Source organism: Photobacterium sp. 53610 (assembly GCF_036409375.1).
In the GTDB taxonomy this organism is placed as follows: domain Bacteria; phylum Pseudomonadota; class Gammaproteobacteria; order Enterobacterales; family Vibrionaceae; genus Photobacterium.
In genome coordinates, this window is the sequence record NZ_JAXOFS010000018.1 from 1 (window position 1) to 24,000 (window position 24,000).

The window sequence follows — 24,000 nt, forward strand, 5'->3', positions numbered from 1 at the left end:
CCTTCGAAGGCGGAGCCGTCAGATTTACAGTCTGATCCCTTTGGCCACTCGGGAACCCCTCCACAAGTGCGGAGCGGATAATAGCAAACAAACGGTCACTGTAAACCCTTTTTCTGTATATTCACAGTTGGCTGCTGGATTTTTCGTCATTTGCCACAATTTGTTGAGGAATCGGCCTTTTTTGTGATGGAAATTTGCCTGAGTTTACATTTCTTTACCCCGTTCCTGATATGCGTCAGATATGATTAGCCCATACCAAAAGACAGGGTGCGTAAGCATGAAAAAAGTTGTTTTGGCCGTATTGGTTGCGGCATCGCTGGCGGGGGGCGGATATGTGTACTTTCAGCAGCCTTCACATGCAGCGCAGGCGAATCAGCCAAAATCCAGCCGGCCCGTGCCTGTGGCAACCGGCGAAGTGGCTTCTCATGAAGTGGTGAGTTCTGTTTCTCTGGTCGGCAAACTGGCTGCCCAGCGCTCAGTCGTGATTGCGACAGAGGTGGCGGCCAAAGTTGATCGGATCGTTATCGATACTGATCGCAAGGTGAAACAGGGGCAACTGCTGGTTCAGCTGGATAGTGCCAAACCGCAGGCTGTCTACGATGAAGCCAAAGCCTACTATGATGACGAAAAGCGTAAATTCACGGAATACGGGCGGCTGGTGAAGCGCGGGGCGCTGACGCAAACCGAGCTAAATGCACAGCAAGCCAGTGTCAGTATCGCCAAAGCCCGTCTGGATGCAGCCAAAGCCGAGCTGGATGATCATCAAATCCGGGCGCCGTTTTCGGGGACAGTTGGTCTGATTGATTTCAGTCCCGGTCATACTGTGACGGTCGGCAGTGAACTCTTTACCCTGGACGACCTGTCGCAAATGAGGCTCGATGTGCAGGTGCCGGAACAATATCTTTCCAAACTGGCCCCGGGAATGGCTGTTCAGGCGAAAAGTCAGGCCTGGCCGGGCGACATCTTTACCGGCACCATTCAGGCGATTGATTCCCGTGTTCAGGCCGAATCACTGAATATCCGGGTGCGTGTACTGTTTGAGAATGACAGTGGCAAGCTCAAACCGGGTATGCTAATGGCCGCAGCACTGGATTTCACGCCACAACATGCAGCGATCATTCCGGTTCAGGCACTGGAATATTCAGGTACCAAGCGTTTTGTTTACCGTGTGGACGCACAAGGAATTGCCCATCGTACCGAAGTGGTGCTGGGTGCCCGGGTGAAAAATGAAGTGGTCATTGAGTCCGGGATTCAGATCGGGGATCGCATTGTGGTGCAGGGACTGGTGAATATGCGGGATGGTCTGGCCGTGATGGATGTCAGTCCGGACAGGAACGCAGACAGCCAGGCTGTGAGTGTCACCCGGACCGGAGACAATGCCTGATGTGGTTATCTGATGTTTCGGTGAAGCGTCCCGTTGTGGCGATTGTACTCAGCGTACTGCTGGTGGTGTTTGGTCTGGTGTCTTTCAGCAAACTGCCGGTACGTGAAATGCCGGATGTTGAAAATCCGGTGATCAGTATCGGGACGACTTACGAGGGGGCCTCGGCCACCATCATGGAAAGCCGGGTCACTACGGTGCTCGAAGATGAGCTCTCCGGAATCAGCGGGATTGAAAGTATTACTTCGACGACCCGGAACGGCAGTTCACGGATCAGCGTTGAGTTTGAAATGGGCTGGAACCTGACCGAAGGGGTAAGTGATGTCCGGGATGCCGTTTCCCGTGCCCGCCGTCGTCTCCCGAACGGGGCCAATGAGCCGGTTGTGTCGAAAGACAATGGTTCAGGTGAAGCCGCGATTTACATCAATCTGACGTCCAGTGAAATGGATCGCGCTCAGCTGACTGATTATGCCGATCGGGTACTGACCGATCGCTTCAGCCTGATTAACGGGGTGAGTTCAGTGCAGCTGACCGGTGCGCTTTACAAAGTTATGTATGTGCGTTTGTTGCCGGAGCAGATGGCCGGACGTGGCGTGACCACCAAGGACATCATTGATGCGCTGAACGATGAAAACGTTGAGCTGCCGGGTGGTGAGGTTCGAAATGATGCAACGACGATGTCGGTCCGTACCGCTCGGTTGTACCGAACGGCGGAAGACTTTGCGTATCTGGTCGTTCGTCAGACGTCTGATGGCTCTCCCATTTACCTGAAAGATGTGGCGGATGTGGCGATCGGCGCGCAAAACGAGGACGCGACATTTAAAAACAATGGTGTGTCCAGCCTGAGTCTGGGCATTGTCCCGATGTCTGATGCAAATCCGCTGCAAGTTGCCGAAGCCGTTCATAAAGAAGTGGACCGTTTGCAGCGTTTTCTGCCGGACGGCACGCAACTGGAAGTGGATTACGATTCCACTGTCTTTATCGAACGTTCTATCAACGAGGTTTACAACACTTTGCTGATCACCGGGGCACTGGTGGTTCTGGTGCTGTATATCTTTATTGGTCAGGCTCGGGCGACCCTGATACCGGCGGTGACTGTCCCGGTATCTCTGATCTCGGCTTTCATGGCTGCGTATTATCTTGGATTCTCGATCAACTTACTGACTTTGATGGCACTGATTCTGGCCATCGGGCTAGTGGTGGATGATGCCATTGTCGTGGTGGAAAACATTTACCATCATATTGAACGGGGTGAACCGCCTTTACTGGCAGCTTTTAAAGGAACCCGGGAAGTCGGCTTTGCGGTGATCGCGACAACCCTGGTGCTGGTGATGGTATTCCTGCCCATTGGTTTTATGGACGGTATGGTCGGGCCGTTATTTACTGAATTTTCAGTCTTGCTGGCGATGTCGGTAATTTTCTCTTCGCTGATTGCACTGACCCTGAGTCCGGTGCTCGGGAGTAAATTACTTAAGGCCAATGTGAAGCCGGGGCCGTTCAATCGTTTTGTGGACCGTCAGTTTGCGTCACTGGAAGCGGTTTACCGCAAAGCCGTGACTTTTGCAGTTCGTTGGCGCTGGGGAGCACCATTGTTCATCGTGGCGCTGATGGGAGCCAGTGTCTGGTTGTTTCAGCTGATCCCGAACCAGCTGGCTCCCTCGGAAGACCGAGGTGTGATCTTTGCCTTTGTCCGGGGGGCCGAAGCAACCAGCTACAACCGGATGGTGGGCAATATTGAACAGGTGGAACAGCGGCTGCTGCCACTGGTCGGACAGGGTTTGATCCGCTCGGTCAGTATCCAGACCCCAGCATTCGGTGGTCGTGCGGGGGATCAGACCGGTTTTGTCATCATGCAGCTGGAAGACTGGGAAAGCCGGGATGTCAGTGCAACGCAGGCGCTGGGTGTGGTACGTAAGGCACTGCACGGAATCCCTGATATCCGGGTTTGGCCGTTTATGCCGGGTTTTCGGGGGGGATCATCTGAACCCGTGCAGTTCATTCTGAATGGTGCCGACTACGATGAATTGTTTGCCTGGGCAAACAAACTGAAAGATGTCGCACAGGGCAGCGGGATGATGGACGGCGTCGATATCGACTATGCAGAAACCACTCCGGAACTGGTGGTGACAGTCGATCGGCCACGCGCGGCTGAGCTGGGAATTCCCCAATCGGATATTGCGGAAACGCTGGAAGTCATGCTGGGTGGCCGCAGTGAGACGACTTTTGTCGAGCGCGGTGAAGAATATGATGTTTATCTGCGTGGGGACGAAAACAGCTTCAATAACGCCATGGATCTGAGCCGGATTTATGTCCGGGCGAAGAACGGGGAACTGATATCGCTCAACAGTGTGGCAAAAGTGGAAGAGGTCGCTGCGGCCCGAAAACTGAGCCATAACCAGAAGCAAAAATCGATCAGCATCACTGCGAACCTGTTGCCGGGACATACGCTCGGCGAAGCACTGGACTATCTGGATGCACAGGCGCTGGGGATGTTGCCCAGTGACATCGTGATCGATTATGGCGGCGAGTCAAAAGACTTCCGGGAAAACCAGAGCAGTATGGCGATGATTTTCGGCCTGGCTTTGCTGGTTGCTTATCTGGTGCTGGCAGCGCAGTTTGAAAGTTTCATCAACCCGATGGTGGTCATGCTGACTGTACCGATGGGGATTTTCGGTGGCCTGATGGGGTTGTTGCTGATGGAGCAGAGCCTGAATATCTACAGTCAGATTGGAATGATCATGCTCATCGGCATGGTGACCAAGAATGGTATTCTGATTGTTGAGTTCGCGAATCAGTTGCGGGATAAAGGGATCGCCTTTGAGCAGGCAATTGTGGATGCATCGGCACGTCGATTGCGCCCGATTCTGATGACAGCGTTTACCACTCTTTTCGGAGCACTGCCGCTGCTGCTTTCGACCGGCGCAGGCTATGAAAGCCGGATTTCCGTCGGTACAGTCGTGTTCTTCGGCATGGCGTTTGCGACGATGGTGACCCTGTTTGTGATCCCGGCCATGTACCGATTGGTGTGTGCCCGAACCCAGTCTCCGGGGCATGTGGCGGCACAGTTACAAAAGGCGCTGGAACGAGATTATGTCGGACGTCGCTCTCATGGCGAACTGCCGCTGGATCAGACGAAATCATGAATAGGAAAGGGGCTTCAGGCCCCTTTTTCATCACTGTCAGATGCAATTAAAAGCGGTAACCTAAGGTGAACTGCGCGCCATTGTAATCGTAGTTTTTGCTCAGATCGCCCAGTGAGTGATCGGTGACGTTTGTGATGTATTCGGCTCTCATAATCAGGCGGCGATTGATATCCCAGTGAAGGCCGATACCAGCATCAACCATCACACCCGTGCTGCTTTCATAGGTCATGTCCGGAATGTTCTGATAATCCGTTGTTCTTTTCACAAAAGAGACACTCATGCGACCGACCAGCTTCAAACTGGTATCTCCCAAATAATCCGTGGCCGGGACCAGGCTGACAGCAATCTGGGACAGAGACACATCGGCTTCCTGGCTGGTGAACAGATTATTATAGGTGGTTGAACCGCTGCTATAGACTGCTTCCACCGCGATATGCGGATGGATTTCCCGCCCCAGGCCAACCGTATAGCTCGGGTTTGTTTCTTCAACTGCACCAGTGAGAGGTTGTTTCTTTTTCAGAGATACGGCACCAGCGCCGACATAGAAATAGTTATTCCCGTCTGTCGGTTTAGAAGCCTGAGCGTTTGTGCTGCATATGACTGTGGCAGCAGCAAATACGAGTGTTTTTTTCATTTCTGTATCTCGTGAAAAGATTTTTATATCGATGGGTGCCCGACATTCATAGCAAAAACCTGTGATATGAATCAATATGAATTGAGCAGCCTGTCATCACAATGGAACGAAAGCTTGATAAGTGACATCAGGAGGCGGTTTTTTGTATCAAATGATGAAGTCCGCGAAGCACTTTGAGCTCAGATTTCTGTTTCTTGATGGAATTTTGAGGGGAACAGACGCAAGTCAGTGTGCTGTTCTGAAAAAGGCAAACCGAGGGGCATTATTACCCCTCAGATTCAAACCCATCGGTTCTCAGAACCGGTAACCCAGCGCCAGCTGTATCCCTTCATAAGTCATGCTGTTGTCGAAATCGAAATTTCCCAGAGAACTGTCTGCAAAATTTGTGATGTATTCACCGCGAATCATGAAGCGTTTGTTCATATTCCACTGAATCCCTACACCAGCGTCGAACATGAATCCTGAATCACTGTCTTTTATCGTATAGCCCTGAGTGATTTTCGTCTCGGCGATTACCATGGAAGCATTCAGGCGCGTATACAGCTTGATACCTGAATGACCAATTTCGCCGGTAGAAGGTACAATGCTGAAACCCAGTTGGCTTAATGACATTTCATACTTAGTGTTATCCAGTCGGTTCCACTCATTGGTGTAATCAGTCGCGCTGTAATTGATAAAAGTTTCTAAGGCAATGTAATCGTTGAATTCGTGACCGAATCCCAAAGTCAGATTGGGCGTTAGGTTTTCGGTGAGATGCTCGGGTTTCTCCTTCAGTTTCGGACCTAAGAGGCCGATCCCACCATAAATATAAGATGGCGCCGCCAGCGCTGGCGTACAGGCCAGCAGGCAGATTGCTGAAAGTGTTGTCATTGATTTCATGGATAGAACCTCAAAGGTGAAAATAATTGAACACTGTACAAAACGACAATTTAATAACAATGATTGGATATAAAATCAATGGTTTGTGTGTTTTGTTTCGTATTCTTGGGCGTGTGTGAAGCCACTTCGTCTGTTAATTGAGCAATTTTGATGAGTTCAGAAAGTGCAATAGGTATGTCCACTCCGATTCAATTGAATAGAGAACGAAGCAGGTCTGGGTGAATGATGCTAAAGATAAAGTCTCTTGAAACCATGGCTTCTGAGCGATTTTCCAGTACAATTCCTGCTCCCATCCGCGTTGTGAAACGCACAGTGAAGAAGAGCATCATGTCAGAAAATAAACCACAGTCGCGTTCAGGCGCGTCATCTTCAGATTCAGGTCAGGTTCGTCTGAATAAGTTCATCAGTGATACGGGTTACTGTTCACGCCGAGAAGCCGATAAGCTGATAGAGCAAGGCCGGGTACTGATTAACGGGCAACTGCCTGAGATGGGGATGAAAGTGGGGCCTGATGATGAGGTGCAGGTGGACGATAAGCCGCTGCGCCGCAAAGAGCCGCCGATTTATATCGCGCTGAATAAACCAGCCGGGATTACCTGTACGACAGAGCGCCATGTGGAAGGCAATATTGTTGATTTTATTGGCCATCGTAAACGTATTTTCCCAATCGGACGTCTGGATAAAGCCTCGGATGGACTGATTTTCATGACGAACGATGGTGACATCGTGAATAAAATCCTGCGCGCCGGTAACTCGCATGAGAAAGAATATGTCGTGCGGGTGAATAAGCCTGTGACACAGGCGTTTCTGGATAAAATGGCCTCCGGTGTCGAGATTCTTGATACGGTGACTTTGCCTTGTCAGGTCAGCAAAGAAACCACTTATTCATTCCGGATTGTGTTGACCCAGGGACTGAACCGCCAGATTCGACGGATGTGTGAAGCGCTTGACTATGAAGTATATAAACTGCGTCGGGTGCGGATCATGAACATCACCATTGATGGCCTGCCAAATGGGAAGTGGCGCTATCTCACAGATGATGAAATGGTTGAAATTTACCGTCTGCTGGCACAGTCGAGCAAGACAGAAGAAGCTTCCCGGATCAGCGGCCAGGGGGAGTCGATTGCGAAAGCAACCGATGCAAAATTGTATGATGCGCGTCAGCAGAGAAAAGACGAACCGGCTGTGAAATACAAAACTTATCACGGTAAAGGTGAAGTCGATCGTCGCCGTTCCGGCAGTCAACCGGGTAAAAGCCATGGGACTCGTTCGGATTCGCAGCAGCGCTCGCATGGTGCAAAACCAGGTGGTCAGTCCGCAAGAGGACCGCGCAGAAGCCGTCAGGACGATGCCAGCCAAAAACCTGCCTCTCCCGGTATTAAAAAGTGGAAGTCGAAAAAGGAACAGGACTAAGTCAGACTCGGTCAGAAGAAGTCTGTAGTGGTCTCAATCCGATTCTGCTTGCATTCCCTTGTACAACTTTGCACTATTCAGTGATTACATGATTCAAAACGGCTTTCATGCCGGAAAAGCAAAGATACAGGGGAAGTCATGGCAGGCAACACAATAGGACAAGTTTTTCGCGTTACGACCTTTGGTGAAAGTCATGGGGTGGCGTTGGGCTGTATCGTTGACGGATGTCCTCCGGGGCTGGCATTGACCGAAGCCGACATGCAGCATGATCTCGATCGCCGTCGTCCCGGCACCTCTAAGTACACGACTCAACGCCGTGAACCGGATGAAGTAAAGATCCTCGCCGGGGTATTTGAAGGCAAAACCACAGGGACCTCTATTGGTCTGATGATCGAAAATACTGATCAGCGCTCCAAAGATTACTCGAATATCAAAGATCTCTTCCGTCCTGGTCATGCAGACTACACCTACGAGCAAAAATACGGGATCCGTGATTACCGTGGCGGAGGCCGCTCTTCAGCCCGTGAAACTGCAATGCGTGTTGCCGCAGGCGCGATTGCCAAAAAGTACCTGAAACAAGTCCATGGCATTGAAGTTCGTGCTTATTTGTCTCAGATGGGTGACGTGAAGATTGAGAGCATCGACTGGACACAGGTGGAACAAAATGCTTTCTTCTGCCCGGATGCTTCGAAAGTAGAAGCGCTGGATGAACTGATTCGTCAGTTGAAGAAAGATGGTGATTCGATTGGCGCCAAACTGACTGTAGTCGCAGAGAATGTGCCAGTTGGCTTGGGCGAGCCGGTTTTCGATCGCCTTGATGCTGATATTGCCCATGCGCTGATGGGAATCAATGCTGTCAAAGGTGTTGAAATTGGTGATGGTTTTGACGTTGTTCAGCAACGTGGCAGTGAACACCGTGATGCAATGTCGCCAGAAGGTTTTCATTCGAATCATGCCGGCGGTATCCTGGGGGGCATTTCTTCCGGTCAGGACATCGTCGCCCATCTGGCTTTGAAACCAACCTCGAGTATCACGGTCCCGGGAGAAACTATCAATAAGCAGGGTGAAAGCGCTGAAGTTGTCACGCGAGGCCGTCACGACCCATGCGTGGGGATTCGAGCGGTACCAATTGCCGAAGCCATGGTTGCTATTGTGCTGATGGATCACTTAATGCGTCACCGGGCGCAAAATGCTGATGTCATCACAACAACGCCTCAGCTGAAAGAGATCAGGTAGCATTTGCTGCAGAGCACATGAAATGGAAGGAGGGCTTTGGGGAGCCCTCTTTTGATATGCACTTTCGTTTTAACGTCGCACACTTGATGCAAAATAGCTATAATCCCCAGCATTGCTGCTACGGGAGGGTGTTAAAACCTGACTGAGAATCACCTTTTATAAGCTAACTGAAGTAACGCGTTTGTCCATGTCTCACAATTATCACGACCTGATACACCTTTTTAATCATACTTTTTTGCGCCCTTACAACACTGAACTTCTTCTCGGTGGTGATGAGCCGGTTTATTTACCGGCAGATGAGCAGCATCCGCATCATCGGATTATCTTTGCGCGTGGTTATTTTGCCTCGGCACTTCATGAAATCGCCCATTGGTGCATTGCCGGCCAAGAACGCCGTTTACTAGAAGACTATGGCTATTGGTATTTACCTGACGGTCGGGATAAGGGCCAGCAAGCGGCTTTTGAACAGGTGGAAATTAAGCCTCAGGCCGTTGAATGGATTCTGGCGGCCAGTTGTGGTTTTTGTTTTCAGGTGAGTTGTGACAACCTGAGTGGTGATCATGAGCCCGATCGGGTAGGATTTACCCGCAAAGTTCGTGCGCAGGTATTGAGGTATCTGAGTGACAGAATGCCTGAGCGGGTCGGGTTACTTTCCGATGTGCTGCGCCAGCATTACGGGGTAGTACCATTACGGGCGGAAGATTTTCCTGAACCGGAAGTGGCTGTCTGAAAAACGTGGTGGCCAGAAAATTGGTCAGAATTTGATAGACAAATAAGAGTGACGAGATGATCCAGCAATACGAAGAAAAGTTGCTTACCCTGATTGATCAGATGGTAGAAACAGCATCTGATGACGAATTATTCGCCGGAGGATACCTGCGTGGCCATATCTCGTTATCTGCTGCGGTTTGTGAACGAGATGGTATGGCGACCACAGAAGCGATGAATCAGGCTGTCGGTGAGAGCCTGAAAGAGGCACAATCTGAACTGAATCCAGCAGACCAACAGCTTGTGAAATCATTGTGGCAACAGCTTCAGGAAAGTGCAGCTTAGTAGTTAGTTTTTTTGCTCAAACCAGAGCCAAAAAGGCCAGTACAATGTACTGGCCTTTTTGTTTCATGTCGTTTTCAAGCGTCAGTCATGGTTTCTGAAAGCAGTACGAATCAAGACAATTGCAATGCCTAACATGCCACCCAGCAGTGCTGCAATGATGACAATTAAAGCGCGTTTGGGCTTATCTTTTGTCACTGGCTTTTCAACGTTTTCTAGGAAACGATAGGTTTTAAAGTGAATATTTTTATTTAATTCCGTTCCCTGTATTAACGCCAAACGGGCTTCAACTTCCTGAATACGAGGTTCGACAACACTGAGATTCTTCACAGAATCCAGTGCATTGATTTTTGCAGCCAGTGCTTTGGCGCCCAAGTTGATGGCAAAGATTTCGTTATTACCAAGATTTTGCACAGGGTGCTCAACATCAGCCGCACGGGCAATTTTGAGTGCATATTCTGTCCGTTCTTTTTCGACTTTCAGGAGGCTGGTAGCTTGGCTTTCTAGTAATTTAAGCTGTTGGCTTAGTTCACTTTCCTTTGCCGAGATCAGTGCCTGAATATTATTCATGGTGTCTTTATAAACTTTCGCCGACACAAAATTGATATATTGATTCAGCATCTCAAAGCTATTGTTGCTGGCAGTCGCTTGAAGACTGATCAGGAAAATATCTTCTTCCTGTTTACTCGCTTGCTTGGCACTGATTTTTTCGAACCAGCTCTCGAGTGCACGATCGGTATCCTTATCACCTGTGATTTTATTGTCAATCAGGTATTGTTTAAAATCTGAATTCCCCAGCAGGTAGGCTTTTTTATTCGCAAGAGAGTTAAAGCTGTTGATAAAGTTTTTAAACAGAACTTCAGCATCAATGACATCGCTGAGTTGGTTTTTAACCTGAAGAGTGCCATCTTCAGTCTGTTGGAGACCTGATTCAAAGGTTGGCTGGAATGCACTGATTTCCCTCTGAAGTTGTGCGAAATCTGTGATCTGTGGTTGAATGACTTTCGCTTTTGCTGTCCACCACTCTTGTGCCGAGAGTGCGTAGGCAATCCCTGCGATAGAAAACAGTATCGTAAACAGGATAATCAACAGTTTTTCTTGCCAGAGTGTTCTGACCAATAGGATGAGATCGATTTCATCGGTATTGTCATGATTTTGCATAGATATTTTTGAAGAATGAACAAGTTTAGGGCCTGAAGGTGCGGCTGTGGTCTGTGTATCTGTCACTATGATACTTCCATTGATAACTACAATTTGTGATGCGATAAAGTAAAAAAGGACCGGTACTTTCTTTGTGATTTTATCAAAAAGTGTCGCACTGGGTATAATTCTCAGGTAAATGTTTACTCACATCGGAATTATAGGGGGGGCATCGAAGTGGAGGCAAGCAGACAAGCGCCTGTGTCCTAAATTTGTGGCGCAAGTTTGATTTAGCTGCCATTTTGTATCGGAAGTTGGGCAACAAGAAGGTCATTGATACGCACCATAGCATGCTCAGAAAAGCACGTTAATCCAGAGTATAAGGAAAACTGATGTACTTACGTCGGTAATTTGAAGATCCTGCAAAGAGTGTCAGCAGGATTGAAACGGCCAGTAATCCCAAGCTAAACACCAGGTTTTCCTGAACGACCAGTTGATAGCAGCAAGTGGCAAAAAAAGTGATTGCAAATAACAGGTTCATTTTATGTAGCAATGGATGCTTAACAGAAAAAACAGCATACTTTTTGAACATCTTACGACCTCACGAAAGCCAAGTGATTCATTCATCTAAACAGTGAAGGCGACAAAGAGATGAGAAGATTAATTTTCCACCATTGCAGTTGAAGGTTATCTGTTTTTTTGAGGAGCAGATCAATCGATAAGTCACTTGGGCTGTTTGTAGGGCTGATTGATTTGTAAGAAAACGTTCATTTTTCGCTCTCACAAAGCGAATCCACCGCATCAGCGGTGGATTTTGATAGGTAAATAGCATTATTGCTACTGAGCTATCTTGCGGCTGTACCAAGGCTCTCTGGCATCTGTAATGGTAAAAAGCTGATATTTCCGGTTCAGCATTTGGCCGCCATCCCGTGTCAGTGGTAACCAAGAAATCGTGGCGCGGTTTCGGCTAGGTTTGACTGTCATCAAATCGTAAGGGATTGAAATATAAAAACCTTTATTGTAGCTGCCTTCACCGTATTCATCCGCTGACAAGTTGGTTAAGGTAACAAAGGCGCCGGCAATCACACCGCTGTCAAACTGCTTGGATAAATCAAAAGTCATCCCAATATCTTCGGTCAGGTAGCGGCCTGCACTGATTTTCATTAGTGTGTTTGGCAGGAAAGACCATCGTGGTTGATAGTAGAACGTTGCGTGACCAGTCAAAGCGCCTGTTTGGACTCTGTAATCTCGGCCTGTGATAGGGTCAGTATGGACCTCATCGCGAAACAATCCGAGCTGGGTATCCGGATCACGCTGGATCACATAGTTCAAATCCAAACCAATAGCCCAGTCAGTTTGCATCGGTCGATATAAAATTTCGCTGCCTGCGCCGGCAAACATCATTTCCAAATAGCCGCCATAGGCCTGTGCATACCAATTTTCCGCCAGCTGATCCATCCATGTGAGCTGCAAGTTATTGACTCGTATCGCATTACCATCAATGTACTGGCGAACCAAGGTACGTACACGTTTTAGGTCGGTGCCATCAGGCGGAACGTCATACTTAAATTTATCGTAGTTATCCAGCAGGTTCAGATATAGACTGCCTCCCAGCTCCCACTGATCATTCATCTGATAACTCGCGCCGGTATTGAGCCCAATGTTATACAGGTAAAAGCCTTCAGAGCCGCCAAAAGATTGTTGCAGATTCGGTGAGATACTGATATCCCATGGATTTTGGTTTTGAGCGATGAGTTGCCCTTGAGGTGCATCTGGTGCCTGAGTCGTGATCGCATCATCAATGGCTGCGTCGACATAGTTGTAGCGCGCAACATCATCAAATGCTTTCGTACGAACGATGGTTTCAGTGACTGGTAGATCATGGCCTGTTTCGATGAGCCGATATTCATCAAAAGCCGGAGCGCCAGTTGTTGGAGATGTCGGCAAATGATTACTTAGAATGATGGCCGCACGTTCATAGCCTTCTTTCCGGTTGCGGTATTTTTCTTGTGATGCCAGGACAGTCACCGTCTTTTCATCGGCGTAGATTGTCGGATTTTTGAATCCAGCATTAGCGTGTAAAGCCTCAGCGATGTTTTGCCAATCCTCAAGGTTTAAATCGTGTTTCTTAAGGTCTGGCGCATAGGTCGGCTTGGGCGTATCTCGCCAGGACGTTGCCAGGGTATTAAAATTAGTGTTTAAGTTAAAACCAAACGTCCAGGTGTTGCCCCGTTCATAACTCAGGCGGACATCTCCCCAGTTATCTAAACGATAAAGAATGCCCAAATTCCAAGGGCTGTCCTGAATTAAATTTATACCGGCAAAAGTGACGGGAAAATCACTGGAATAGTCGTTCCCGTCATATTCTAGTTTCAGGCGAATCGGCCGCCAGGGAGACTGGTACTCGATACCGCCGAAGACGGCAGTGCAACCAGAAAACCACCGTTCGAAATCCACAGTGCCGCCTTTGCCTTTAAATTCAGTATTTCGGTCACAGTCATTGCCCAGGTTTTTATCACCAGATATATTCGCACTGTTGCCAAGGTAGCCCCAGCCTAGTCCCAGTGTAAAATCAAATGGTCCCCAGTGCTTACTGGCAGCTAGGTATTCGCCATCGAATAAGCCTGTGCCACCAAAATCCCGAATGCCAATAGCAGTTTCCGGCAGCCAGTAGCTCTCTTCCAACAAGCGAAGTTTAAAATCGATCCCCTTATCTGTGTATTTCGTATCGCCGCTGAAACTTGGGTCTTCACTATAAAGTACATCCTGCACCAAGGTGTAGCGAATGGTTGTTTCCAACCACGGGAAGAGCTGGAGCGACACATTGTAATGCAAGTAATCGTTATTGTAGGTTGCACCAAATGTAAACTCCCCTTCGGGGGCGACACGTCCAGAAGGCATTTGTATCAACCCAACCCCACCGAAATCATTTTGAGAGGTTTGAAACGCTGGATAACTAAACTCATCTGCAATGGCTGACGGGATGGCACAACTCAGTGATAACCCGAATAGCAGGCTGAGGCGCAGAGCGTAAGGAGAAAAAGCAGAGGTAACCATCAATAAGGCCTTTGTTTGAGCAAGTCGACGATGTCGTCATTGAGTGATTCGTAGCCATCAGGCAGTGAGGTGAATGGCAGGTAGATGGTTGCACCGGGAGCAATATCTTTGTGGTTACGATTCCAGTAAGCAATATTATGTTGCTCGGCTTTGCCATCAGGCTGAATGACCCAGAGATAGTCAGGGTTGCTGATGGTGAGTGACGTGACTTGCTGTAAATAGTCAGTTGCGTTTTTTCGTTCCTGCCAGGAGAGTTTAATTTTACTATCTTCTAGGTTGGGCTGTAAAAACGCACCAAAGACTTTGACCGTTTCTGGCCGGGTGATAACTTGCAGTCTGAATTGACCATTCAATCCAGGGTTCTTGTCAGGAGAAATTCTGACCGAATCTCGGTCTAATGACTGAATGATTCGTTGTCCGGGTAAAGGCGCAGACAAAGCATTGGCCAGTATTTGCAATGAATGGCTAGTTTCAGGTTTCTTGTTACGCACCTGTTGTGCCAGTTGCTGAAGTTGCAGAATGACAGCTGATTGCTGTTCTTTCATCACCTGCCTTGTGATGCTATCTGACCGCCAGAGCATCGAGCCAAACCAGTAAAGAGACTGTCCAGAAACTTTAGCTGGTAATTGATTTAAATTTGCCAAAGTATCTTGAAGAACTTGGTCTAATCGAACTGTTGTTGGGTAACGTAATTGCAGGCCTTGGTTCGATTGGTTGATTCTGACCTCGACTACAGTCGATGCTATGACTCTTGTATCCGGTTGGGAAAAAGCAGGTGGTGTCAGCATGCACCAAGCAAGAATACTTATGAGTAATACAATGATTTTATGGCGTTTGTGTCGGTAAGTTTGAAGCATGTGCATTCTTATCACCCGTCAGTTTCCAAAGGGTTTCAGGATTTGTGTTTCCAGAACGGGTAACCCCGGCGCAATGAGCTGGCGGCTCATTAAAACTTGGCCATTATCCGGATGAATCCAAAACTCATTTTCAAAAGAGAGTTTCAGGCTTGGTGCTTCAACCATTTCCACAAAAAAGCGGGTGGAATGGATTATTCCATTGATGGAAATTGTCTTTGGGCCCTGATCTTTGAAAGTTGAAATGAGTTGATAACCAAAATGATACCCAGGTTGCCAATCGATTCGGCGTTGCCAGTATTTTGGTGTGGAAGGTTTTTGTAAACCCAGAGCAACCGGGTCCGGTTTGTCTGCTTCGATATGAAGTAAATTGCCCTGAGGTAAGTTCAATGTTTTGACCAGGCGACCTTGTTCGGTGACTAACATGCCTTTGTCTGCGGCCAGCCATTTTAACTGTAGCGCTGAAGCTGATGGAGTTGTTTGGAAACTAGGGGAGCTTTCCGCCAATGCAAGAACCATGAAGGCCTGAGGGCCGTTGCCAATGCGGGCGTATATAGTTGCATAGGGTAACTGCTCAATCCATGATTGAGGTTTATGTGTGTCTGTTTCCCCTCTGACAGCCAATCTGAAGGTATCTGATACGCTCTGAAATTTCTGGCTGCAGCCAGAGATGACGAGGGAGGATAGGAGGATTGTGAGAATAAATCGATTCGGAACAAATGGGCGAAAGGGCAACATCCTATGTCCATCTTTAAAAAGTAATCTGAAAACATAAAAATAACCGCACTCAGTGCGGTTATTCAAACGCTAAGAAAGCAATCATACTTTCGTGATTAGCCCTGATTGACCGAAGTTGTAGTTGCTGTGTCGTTGCCATTTGCATCAACTATTGCAACAGCTGTAACTGCAACTGCAGCACCAACAGCTACGGTTGTGGCTGTAATACCACCAACAGCGGCCGCTGAAGCACCAGCAGTGCCTGCAGCAGTGCCTGCTGCTGCTGTTGAAGCTGTCGTCGCAGATGTTGTTGAGGTTGATGCAGCAACACTGCCAGTTCCGGTTGCTGCCAATGCTGAACTAGCCATCAAGAGGGCAGCCAGAGAAACGAATACCTTTTTCATCCTATTCCCTTATCTTATTGTGTTGAGTGATTGAATTGTATTAATGCGGCTCATTGTTAAGGCAAAGCGCTCTTCAATGATATTGGGATATATCACGGATGGCAATGTGTTGAATGTGAAGATTTATGTTTTTTCAATAGGGCAATCGCTGAGGTTGCCTAAAAAGACTATTAATAGAATTGTCTTGATTAGCCATATTGAGTGAGTAGTATTAGTTTATGCTAACTTATTGATAGCTATCAATATGTATTTTTACAAAGAGCTAACAAAGAACAATTGCTCTAAATAGATACTAGTTGCATTTAATGGTTTCTCAGTGAGGTTTGATTGTGTAGAATGCGGCAGCCAAAGTGACAGTCAGCTGCATAGGCTGTTGTTGTGGTTATTTGTTTTGAAGGATTTTGTTAAATTTTCGTCAAGCGCTGCTCTTATCACAATTTTTCAAAAAAATATGATAGGTTGTAGTCGGTTGTCACTTTGAAACTGTAACCTGCGCATAAATCATGGATGTGATGAAGGCATTTAGGAGCTGTAACCTAAGGGCGGTAGCGTGCCTGAAATGCGAATTTTCAGCTCTAATGCCTAAGTTCAAAGACACATTTGCTGTTCTTGATATCAGATAATCCTATCACTCGCTCTAGCGCATTGTTTTGAAATTGGTAAGCTAAATTGAAGAGCAATTCAATACATTGCTGATACAACAATAATCATAGTGCGCAACTCTCTGCATTTTTGGCAATCTAAATTCACAATTAAGTCTTTGTTTTTAGATCAAAATTCAATTTTTTACTTATCAATGTTGATTGGATATGGATTTCTCAAAGAAGCTCATTTTATCTGCTGTGTTGCCACTGTTACTGGCAGGCTGTACAGTGGTACCCGGTTCTCATCTGTCAGTGCCTGACAATAAACAAGACAATGAAGCATTTCGAATGGCTGAACAGGTTCAAGTATACCCATTGACGCCTTCAGTTATCCGCCAGTCGAAAAGGCCCGAAATTTCTGCTAGAACAAATCCTGTGCTTGATGCGGAGCTTAATGGTTATGAATATTATATTGGTCCTGGGGATATCCTGAATATAACGATATGGGATCATCCCGAGCTAACCATTCCCGCTGGTTCTTACCGCAGCTCTAGTGAATCAGGGAATTGGGTTCATGCTGATGGCACTATTTTTTACCCTTATATCGGTACAGTTCAGGTTGGCGGCAAAACCGTGACTCAGGTACGTGACGAAATTTCCCGCCGTCTGGCGGCTTTCATTGAAAGTCCGCAGGTAGATGTCAATGTAGCTGCTTTCCGTTCTCAGAAAGCCTATATCACTGGTGAAGTGAATACACCGGGGCAACAGCCTATCACAAATGTCCCATTAACCTTGCTGGATGCTATCAATAGAGCAGGTGGCCTGGCAAAAGATGCTGATTGGCGCAATGTAACGCTCACACGGGAGGGGGGAGAACAGCCGATTTCACTGTATGCACTGATGCAACGCGGCGATCTGACCCAAAACCGTTTGCTGCGTCCTGGTGATATTATCCATGTGCCCCGAAACGATGCGCAAAAAGTTTTTGTGATGGGTGAAGTCAATAGTCCTCAGCTGTTAAAGATAGATCGTGCAGGGATGACTCTGACGGAAGCCTTAAGTAGTGTCGGTGGCATTAATGAACTTGAAGCTGATGCAACAGGAGTATTCGTGATCCGTAACGTTCACAGATCTCCGACTTATACGGTGAAGTATAGTGTTTTGGCTTCAAACTCAGGGGAAAGTTCAGATCAATCAAACTTGGTCACGGCAGATATTTATCAGTTGAATATTCAGGATGCTGCTGCACTGGTGCTGGGCACAGAATTTGAACTGGAACCCTATGATGTTGTGTATGTCACCGCCGCACCGATTTCACGATGGAACCGTGTCATTCGTCAGTTACTGCCGACCATCACTGGTTTTAACCAGTTGACAGAAGGTGCTGTACGGGTAAGGGATTGGTAAAGCATGTTTAATAAAATTCTTGTTGTCTGTGTGGGTAACATTTGCCGCTCACCATCCGGTGAGGCGCTTCTGAAGCGATTGCTTCCAGGAAAAAAAATCCGCTCAGCGGGACTCAATACTGATAAAAGTGGATTGAAAGGAAAACCTGCTGATCGCATGGCGACTGAAATTGCGGCTGAAAATGGTGTGTCTCTCGAAGGGCATCAAGCTCAACAATTGACCGCAGAGTTATGCCGGGAGTTTGATCTTATACTGGTGATGGAAAAAGTACATATAGATGCTGTGGTATCCGTTGCCCCTGAAGCCCGAGGCAAAACTATGTTGTTTGGACAATGGATTGGACAACATGATATTCCGGACCCTTTCCGAATGAGCAGGGAAGCTTATGAATATGCATATCATTTGATTGACAAAGCTGCCCTTGCTTGGGTGGAAAAGTTGTAATCACAAAAGTTGAGTACTCGACCTGCAGCCTGTCACTAAGAAGGAAGATGCGAGTGACAGACTCAGATACGAATAATTGCTAAGAAAAGTAGCCAGAGTAGAAATATACGATGACTGTTTCGCAACAAGTGTCGGTAAAACAATCCGACTCCGACGAGATTGATATGGGGAAGTTGTTTGGTATTTTACTGGACAGCCGCTGGACCATTATTGCCATCACATTTGCCTTTGCTGTTGTAGGCGTGGCCTATGCGATGCTGGCGACACCCATTTATAAAGCAGATGCACTGTTGCAGGTAGAAGAAAGGAATAATGGTTTATCTGCGTTAGGTGATATGGGAGAAATTTTCTCCAGTGAGTCTTCGTCTAATACAGAAATTGAAATTCTACGTTCGAGAATGATTCTAGGCAAAACTGTTGATAAGTTAAACTTGACTACTTTGGCGGGGCCCGCAGTTTTACCAATCATTGGCAACGGCCTTAATCGAATCAGCAATAATCAAGATAGCATCGAAATTAGCCGCTTTGAGATTTCGCAGGATGCAGAAAAATTAAATTTCTCTTTAGTTGTTGATGATCTTAAAAATAATACTTATATCCTGTTTGATCAGGATGGAGAAAAGGTGCTTTCGGGCAAAGTGGGTGAGTTGGCCATTGCGGGTGACTACAAAGTTTTCGTTTCTGAAATGTACGCGAATGCATCAGGAACTAAATTTTTGGTACAGAAACGTTCTCGTCTCGACAGCATCCAATGGCTTCAACATAATCTCAGTGTTGCAGAGCGCGGAAAGCAAACAGGGATTCTTCAGTTGTCATTTACTGGGCCGAATAGAGCACAAAATACAGCGATCCTGAATGATATTAGTCAAAATTATTTCCTCCAAAATGTTGCTCGTAACTCTGCTGAAGCCGAAAAGAGTTTGGAGTTTCTTCGCGGCCACTTGCCCGACGTAAAATTACAGTTAAATCAAGCAGAAGACGAACTAAATCAGTTCCGTCAGGCCAATGAATCCATCGACTTAGGGTTAGAGGCTAAATCCACTTTGGATGTGATGGTGAAACTGGAATCACAATTGAATGAATTGACCTTCAAAGAAAGCGAAATTTCACAACGATTTACCAAAGAGCATCCAGCTTATATTGCCCTGCTGGATAAGCGCAAAACATTGCTCAAAGAGCGTGAACGATTCAATCAGCAAGTTCAAAAGTTGCCAAAAACACAACGCGAAGTGCTACGGCTTACACGAGATGTTGAAGTAAATCAACAAATATACGTGCAATTGCTTAATAAAGTACAGGAATTGAATATCCTGAAAGCTAGCACGGTCGGTAATGTGCGCATTTTAGATGCAGCGCAGTCATACACAAAACCGATTAAACCAAAGAAAACTTTGATCGTAATACTGACAATACTCTTTGGCGGTATATTAGCTGTAGCTGTGGTTTTAGTCAGTGCAGCTTTCCATCGAGGTGTTGAAAATCCAGATGAGATTGAAGCTATTGGATTACCAGTTTATGCAAGTATTCCAATGTCAGATTGGCAAATGGATATGGAAAAGAAACACAAAACGAAGCATCATTTGACTGTAGAAGAAAGCTTACTGGCTGTGGCGAACCCTGCAGATCTATCAATTGAAGCTCTCAGGAGCCTGCGCACAAGTCTGCATTTTGCCATGATGGAAGCAAAAAATAATGTTTTAATGATTTCGGGCCCGAGTCCGAATATCGGTAAATCTTTTGTGTCCTCAAATATGGCGGCAGTTATTGCAAAAGCAGGGCAACGTGTTTTGTTGATTGATGCTGATATGCGAAAAGGCCGATTGGAAAAAAATATGGCAGTAACCCATACTCCTGGTCTTTCAAATTATTTGGTTGATACTGCAAGCATTGATGAAATAATTAAACAGCCTGGAGTCGAAAATTTAGCTTTCATTGGCCGTGGCGAAGTGCCACCTAACCCGTCTGAGTTGTTGATGCATCCTCGCTTCAAGAAATTATTAGAATGGGCGTCTGAAAAGTATGATATCGTCGTCGTGGATACGCCTCCAATTCTAGCTGTGACAGATCCTGCAATCGTTGGCGCCCATGTTGGGACAACTTTACTGGTTGGACGTTTCGGTCAGAATGCAGTGAAAGAAATTGAAGTGACTAAACAGCGTTTTGAGCAAAATGGTATTGAGGTAAAAGGTTTTATCCTGAATGCAGTATTGAGAACAGCCAGTTCACATTATAGTGGTGGTTATTACAATTATAATTACTCTGATGATAATAGAGTCTAATGAAAAAATATATTAAGTATTTTTCTTCTCTGTGGCTGAGTTCATTACTATCATCAGTATTAGCATTTCTGCTGCAAGCGGTATTAGCAAGAGTTTTAACACCCTCCGGGCTAGGAGAGTTTAATTCATTATTAACATATTTATTGATATTTGGTTCGATTGCAGGATTTGGTGTTGATAATGGCTTATTAAAGATATTCGGTAGAGGAAAAAGGGTTGGTAATCAATTTGGTGCAAATATAGTCCTCTATTCTCTTTTAACTACATCACTAAGCTTTCTTTTCGTTCTTACCACAAGTGTATTTATTTTTACTGATGTCAATCTTAGTAATTTACTTATATTGAGCCCGGTTTTAATTTCACTAGTCTCTTTTAATTTACGCTCTGCTGTATTACAAATTGAAGGGCGTTATCATGATTTGGCTATATGGCAAATCATTAATAATTTCAGTAAGTTATTTTTCATTTCTTTACTATATTTTGATCTCGTTGGTGTTAAATATATCTACCATTTATATTCATCATCTTCAATTGTAATATTGGCTTTTTCAATATCTTCCTTCTTAAAAGTTTATAAGGGGAGAATTCTTCAGGTCGAAGTTGGTTTTAATAAAATCACTATAGATGGATTGAAAGAAATATGTAAAATTTCAATTCCATTTGGTAGCGCAGCTATTGCACATACGATTTACTTTCAAAGTGATATATTTTTACTTTCATACCTAGACTCGGCTGAATCAGCAGGATTTTATAGCATAGCATTTAGTATATTGACTGCGGTGTACTTATTTCCTGCAGTTATTTATCAAAAGGTGCTTCTTCCAAGAATACATGAATGGTCAAATCATAATAAAACTATGATGCTTGTTGTTTTTCAACAAGGAAATGGAATCATGCTGATCCTTGGTGTACTTGCTGCATTAATGGTATATTTTTTTGGTGGGACATTAATATTAATATTATTTGGTGATAAATATATCACATCAATAGAATATATATCACTACTTACTATTTGCATACCGATAAGGTTTTTAATATCTGGGCTTGGTGCTGTACTGTCAACAGGAGATTTAATAAAGCGAAAGTTAAATTGCATGATAATAGTTGCAATGTTTAATGCTTTTTTAAATCTATTGTTTATCCCCCACTATGGAGTTTATGCTGCAATTATCACTACGATACTTTCAGAGATTTTGTTAGCAGCATTATTTTTAAGCACTATATATTTTAAACTTTTTGGAAAAGATACTTTTAAATATTGGTTCAGGTTTGGAGGAGGAATTAATAATGCTTGATGGGTATAAATCGGTGGGTAGGTGTGCTCTTGCATTTTATGGTTTTTTTTACGATTGGATCAGATACATCAAGAATAATGGTTGGAAGAAAAATCTTAATGATAAGAATTTTAGAAATTATTTTATATCTAAAGTTTACCATACGCTTGAGAAAAGTATGAGTTACAAGGAGAGGCGAAAAGGTGCCGCGTATAGCAACGCTATGCTTTTGTTAGATACGCTTTATTACGTTAATGAAAAAGATCCGGGCTTTCATGATTTAATTGCAGCAGAAGTGTTAAGAAATTTTTGCGAATTAGATGGGAATATCGATGATCCCAAGTTCATTGATATTAAAAAAAAGATTCCAAAATTAAAAGCATCAAAATCAATATCTGGTGCAAAAGATGTTTCACTAGAAGAATTTTATCTGGGGAAGCTTAATGATCCAGAAGGTTTTTTTAAATCTAGATTTAGTTTAAGAGAATATGATGATCTACCAGTGCCTCAAGATGTGGTTTTTCGTGCATTAGAATTAGCCCAGAAAACACCCTCATCATGTAATATGCAGGGTTGGCATACATATTTATTATCCAAAGATTCACTAGTAAAAAAAGCTTTAGAAATACAATCTGGAAATAAAGGATTTGGGCATAAAGTCAAAGGTGTATTAATTATCACTTGTGATCAGACGCCATTTATATCTTCTTCGGAGAGATATCAACATTGGATCGACGGTGGGTTATACGCGATGTCAGTAGTCTATGCATTACACTCACTTGGCGTTGCGAGTTGTTGTTTGAATTGGAGTGAAGATCCAAAAAGAGATTTACTGTTAAGAAAAGAAATTGGTATTAGTGATGAGCAATCTGTTATTATGATGATTTCATATGGATATCCTAGCAAAAATAATAAAGTTTGTGTTTCTCCAAGACGTCCATTAAACGAGAATGTTACGGTATTATAATAGTGAAAAATAAGAAAATTGGATTAATAACCATACATCGAGCAAATAATTACGGTGCTTTTTTACAAGCCTTTGCAACACAAGAATCATTGAAGAAGTATGGTGATGTTGAAGTAATTGATTATAGGAACGAGAAATTAGAAAGCAGTTTTCATTTGATTCGATTTAATATAACGTCTATTAAGTCAGGTCTAGGTGCAGTTAAAGATTTATTAAGAATAATTCCAAGATGGAGAGTGATAAGAAAGTTCAAATTGGACATAGTTAATAAGTTCAACTTAACGCCAAGGTTAAATTCAAGTGAAGTAGACAATTATGCAAATGAAAAATTTGATGTTTTAGTATCTGGTAGTGATCAAATTTGGAATCCTGTATGTGTCAGTAGCAATGAAAATTTGGATACAAATTATTTACTAAATTTTGGCAGAAATGACTCAAAGAGGATTTCTTATGCATCATCAATGGGGGCATTTGAAATTGACACTAAGAATATAAATACATTAAAAAAATCTTTAACTTCTTATGATCATATCTCTGTCAGAGAGATAGAAAGAAAGACTGAAATCCAAGAATTAGTCGGTAAAGACGTCACACATGTATTAGATCCTACTTTACTTTTAAGCCGGGATGAGTGGCTGTCTCGATTTCCAGAAGAAACAAAGCGTGTAAAACAAATATCAAATAATAAGTACATATTGTTTTACTCTGTACCTAAAGTAAAGAAAACAAGAATTGTAGTGGAGTATTTTTCAAAATTAACAGGACTTGACGTGGTTTCTATCGATCAAGATATATATCCTTATTATCGAGCAAAAACAAAAATTAGAGATGCAAGTGTGGGTGAGTTTTTGCATTTATTCAAAAATGCAGAGTTTATAATTACAGATTCTTTCCATGGTGTATGTTTTTCTCTAATTTTTCGGAAAAATTTCTTTGCAGTGTCTCCTGGAAAGCTATCAAATAGAATAGTAAGTTTGTTAGATGTAGTTGGCCTATCCGATAGGCTGATTTATGGGAAAGAAAATATAAACTCACACAGTGATTTCTCTATAGATTATGTGGCAAATAATGTATCAGATAAAATTGAATCTGAAAGAGTAAAGTCGAAAGAATTTTTAGATTTATCGTTGAGATAAT

The 24,000-nt window shown here is 44.8% G+C and carries 19 protein-coding genes; 12 read left to right on the plus strand and 7 right to left on the minus strand.

Annotated features, from left to right (window positions below; genetic code table 11):
- Nucleotides 1-277: 277 nt before the first annotated feature.
- Nucleotides 278-1,384: an efflux RND transporter periplasmic adaptor subunit gene (locus SPK40_RS21715; protein ID WP_330961874.1), complete on the plus strand. Its 1,107-nt coding sequence runs from the start codon at nt 278-280 to the stop codon at nt 1,382-1,384.
- Nucleotides 1,384-4,524, plus strand: a complete 3,141-nt coding sequence (locus SPK40_RS21720; RefSeq protein WP_330961875.1) for a multidrug efflux RND transporter permease subunit — start codon at nt 1,384-1,386, stop codon at nt 4,522-4,524. Before SPK40_RS21715 ends, SPK40_RS21720 begins: the two co-directional genes overlap by 1 nt.
- 46 nt (nt 4,525-4,570) lie before the next feature.
- On the opposite strand, the gene SPK40_RS21725 is transcribed toward SPK40_RS21720, so the two are convergent.
- Complete coding sequence (locus tag SPK40_RS21725) at nt 4,571-5,158, minus strand: outer membrane beta-barrel protein (RefSeq protein ID WP_330961876.1); 588 nt, start codon at nt 5,156-5,158, stop codon at nt 4,571-4,573.
- A 294-nt stretch (nt 5,159-5,452) separates the two neighbouring features.
- Nucleotides 5,453-6,037 carry a porin family protein gene (locus SPK40_RS21730; RefSeq protein ID WP_330961877.1) on the minus strand — a complete coding sequence of 195 codons (585 nt, stop codon included), beginning with the start codon at nt 6,035-6,037 and terminating at the stop codon, nt 5,453-5,455.
- 327 nt (nt 6,038-6,364) lie between these two features.
- Here SPK40_RS21730 and rluF point away from each other — a divergent pair, with 327 nt between their 5' ends.
- The 4 genes from rluF to SPK40_RS21750 all read left to right on the plus strand — a co-directional run bounded on the left by rluF (nt 6,365) and on the right by SPK40_RS21750 (nt 9,739).
- Nucleotides 6,365-7,450, plus strand: coding sequence for a 23S rRNA pseudouridine(2604) synthase RluF (rluF, locus tag SPK40_RS21735; protein ID WP_330961878.1), 1,086 nt, complete (start codon nt 6,365-6,367; stop codon nt 7,448-7,450).
- A gap of 138 nt (nt 7,451-7,588) precedes the next feature.
- On the plus strand, nt 7,589-8,686 hold the full coding sequence (gene aroC / locus SPK40_RS21740) for a chorismate synthase (protein ID WP_330961879.1): 1,098 nt from the start codon (nt 7,589-7,591) through the stop codon (nt 8,684-8,686).
- Between the two features lie 187 nt (nt 8,687-8,873).
- Entirely contained in the window at nt 8,874-9,416 is a 543-nt protein-coding gene (locus SPK40_RS21745) for an elongation factor P hydroxylase (RefSeq protein ID WP_330961880.1), read from the plus strand.
- Nucleotides 9,417-9,472: 56 nt separating this feature from the next.
- Nucleotides 9,473-9,739: a YfcL family protein gene (locus tag SPK40_RS21750; protein WP_330961881.1), complete on the plus strand. Its 267-nt coding sequence runs from the start codon at nt 9,473-9,475 to the stop codon at nt 9,737-9,739.
- Between the two features lie 81 nt (nt 9,740-9,820).
- Here SPK40_RS21750 and SPK40_RS21755 read toward each other — a convergent pair whose 3' ends face one another.
- The 5 genes from SPK40_RS21755 to SPK40_RS21775 all read right to left on the minus strand — a co-directional run bounded on the left by SPK40_RS21755 (nt 9,821) and on the right by SPK40_RS21775 (nt 15,908).
- Complete coding sequence (locus tag SPK40_RS21755) at nt 9,821-10,963, minus strand: LPS O-antigen chain length determinant protein WzzB (RefSeq protein ID WP_330961882.1); 1,143 nt, start codon at nt 10,961-10,963, stop codon at nt 9,821-9,823.
- A 750-nt stretch (nt 10,964-11,713) separates the two neighbouring features.
- The gene (locus tag SPK40_RS21760) at nt 11,714-13,933 is read right to left on the minus strand and encodes a YjbH domain-containing protein (RefSeq protein WP_330961883.1); all 2,220 of its coding nucleotides are present in this window, start codon (nt 13,931-13,933) and stop codon (nt 11,714-11,716) included.
- Complete coding sequence (locus tag SPK40_RS21765; protein WP_330961884.1) at nt 13,933-14,790, minus strand: capsule biosynthesis GfcC family protein; 858 nt, start codon at nt 14,788-14,790, stop codon at nt 13,933-13,935. The genes SPK40_RS21760 and SPK40_RS21765 overlap by 1 nt, the downstream gene beginning before the upstream one ends.
- A gap of 18 nt (nt 14,791-14,808) precedes the next feature.
- Nucleotides 14,809-15,525, minus strand: coding sequence for a YjbF family lipoprotein (locus tag SPK40_RS21770; protein WP_330961885.1), 717 nt, complete (start codon nt 15,523-15,525; stop codon nt 14,809-14,811).
- Between the two features lie 95 nt (nt 15,526-15,620).
- Complete coding sequence (locus SPK40_RS21775) at nt 15,621-15,908, minus strand: hypothetical protein (protein ID WP_330961886.1); 288 nt, start codon at nt 15,906-15,908, stop codon at nt 15,621-15,623.
- 809 nt (nt 15,909-16,717) lie between these two features.
- On the opposite strand from SPK40_RS21775, the gene SPK40_RS21780 reads away from it, so the two are divergent.
- From SPK40_RS21780 to SPK40_RS21805, 6 genes are all read left to right on the plus strand, one after another.
- On the plus strand, nt 16,718-17,899 hold the full coding sequence (locus tag SPK40_RS21780) for a polysaccharide export protein (protein WP_330961887.1): 1,182 nt from the start codon (nt 16,718-16,720) through the stop codon (nt 17,897-17,899).
- A gap of 3 nt (nt 17,900-17,902) precedes the next feature.
- The gene (locus SPK40_RS21785) at nt 17,903-18,343 is read left to right on the plus strand and encodes an arsenate reductase/protein-tyrosine-phosphatase family protein (protein ID WP_330961888.1); all 441 of its coding nucleotides are present in this window, start codon (nt 17,903-17,905) and stop codon (nt 18,341-18,343) included.
- A gap of 110 nt (nt 18,344-18,453) precedes the next feature.
- Nucleotides 18,454-20,622 (plus strand): polysaccharide biosynthesis tyrosine autokinase, encoded by a 2,169-nt coding sequence (locus SPK40_RS21790; protein WP_330961889.1) that lies wholly within the window; start codon nt 18,454-18,456, stop codon nt 20,620-20,622.
- The gene (locus SPK40_RS21795; protein ID WP_330961890.1) at nt 20,622-21,917 is read left to right on the plus strand and encodes an oligosaccharide flippase family protein; all 1,296 of its coding nucleotides are present in this window, start codon (nt 20,622-20,624) and stop codon (nt 21,915-21,917) included. The genes SPK40_RS21790 and SPK40_RS21795 overlap by 1 nt, the downstream gene beginning before the upstream one ends.
- Nucleotides 21,910-22,863 (plus strand): nitroreductase family protein, encoded by a 954-nt coding sequence (locus SPK40_RS21800; RefSeq protein ID WP_330961891.1) that lies wholly within the window; start codon nt 21,910-21,912, stop codon nt 22,861-22,863. The genes SPK40_RS21795 and SPK40_RS21800 overlap by 8 nt, the downstream gene beginning before the upstream one ends.
- A 2-nt stretch (nt 22,864-22,865) precedes the next feature.
- Nucleotides 22,866-23,999, plus strand: coding sequence for a polysaccharide pyruvyl transferase family protein (locus SPK40_RS21805; RefSeq protein ID WP_330961892.1), 1,134 nt, complete (start codon nt 22,866-22,868; stop codon nt 23,997-23,999).
- The last annotated feature ends 1 nt before the right edge of the window (nt 24,000 follow it).

Coding starts and splice junctions, on each gene's coding strand:
- SPK40_RS21715 (WP_330961874.1), top strand. CDS start 278: ATGAAAAAAGTTGTTTTGGCCGTATTGGTTGCGGCATCGCTGGCGGGG.
- SPK40_RS21720 (WP_330961875.1), top strand. CDS start 1,384: ATGTGGTTATCTGATGTTTCGGTGAAGCGTCCCGTTGTGGCGATTGTA.
- SPK40_RS21725 (WP_330961876.1), bottom strand. CDS start 5,158: ATGAAAAAAACACTCGTATTTGCTGCTGCCACAGTCATATGCAGCACA.
- SPK40_RS21730 (WP_330961877.1), bottom strand. CDS start 6,037: ATGAAATCAATGACAACACTTTCAGCAATCTGCCTGCTGGCCTGTACG.
- rluF (WP_330961878.1), top strand. CDS start 6,365: ATGTCAGAAAATAAACCACAGTCGCGTTCAGGCGCGTCATCTTCAGAT.
- aroC (WP_330961879.1), top strand. CDS start 7,589: ATGGCAGGCAACACAATAGGACAAGTTTTTCGCGTTACGACCTTTGGT.
- SPK40_RS21745 (WP_330961880.1), top strand. CDS start 8,874: ATGTCTCACAATTATCACGACCTGATACACCTTTTTAATCATACTTTT.
- SPK40_RS21750 (WP_330961881.1), top strand. CDS start 9,473: ATGATCCAGCAATACGAAGAAAAGTTGCTTACCCTGATTGATCAGATG.
- SPK40_RS21760 (WP_330961883.1), bottom strand. CDS start 13,933: ATGGTTACCTCTGCTTTTTCTCCTTACGCTCTGCGCCTCAGCCTGCTA.
- SPK40_RS21765 (WP_330961884.1), bottom strand. CDS start 14,790: ATGCTTCAAACTTACCGACACAAACGCCATAAAATCATTGTATTACTC.
- SPK40_RS21770 (WP_330961885.1), bottom strand. CDS start 15,525: ATGTTGCCCTTTCGCCCATTTGTTCCGAATCGATTTATTCTCACAATC.
- SPK40_RS21775 (WP_330961886.1), bottom strand. CDS start 15,908: ATGAAAAAGGTATTCGTTTCTCTGGCTGCCCTCTTGATGGCTAGTTCA.
- SPK40_RS21780 (WP_330961887.1), top strand. CDS start 16,718: ATGGATTTCTCAAAGAAGCTCATTTTATCTGCTGTGTTGCCACTGTTA.
- SPK40_RS21785 (WP_330961888.1), top strand. CDS start 17,903: ATGTTTAATAAAATTCTTGTTGTCTGTGTGGGTAACATTTGCCGCTCA.
- SPK40_RS21790 (WP_330961889.1), top strand. CDS start 18,454: ATGACTGTTTCGCAACAAGTGTCGGTAAAACAATCCGACTCCGACGAG.
- SPK40_RS21795 (WP_330961890.1), top strand. CDS start 20,622: ATGAAAAAATATATTAAGTATTTTTCTTCTCTGTGGCTGAGTTCATTA.
- SPK40_RS21800 (WP_330961891.1), top strand. CDS start 21,910: ATGCTTGATGGGTATAAATCGGTGGGTAGGTGTGCTCTTGCATTTTAT.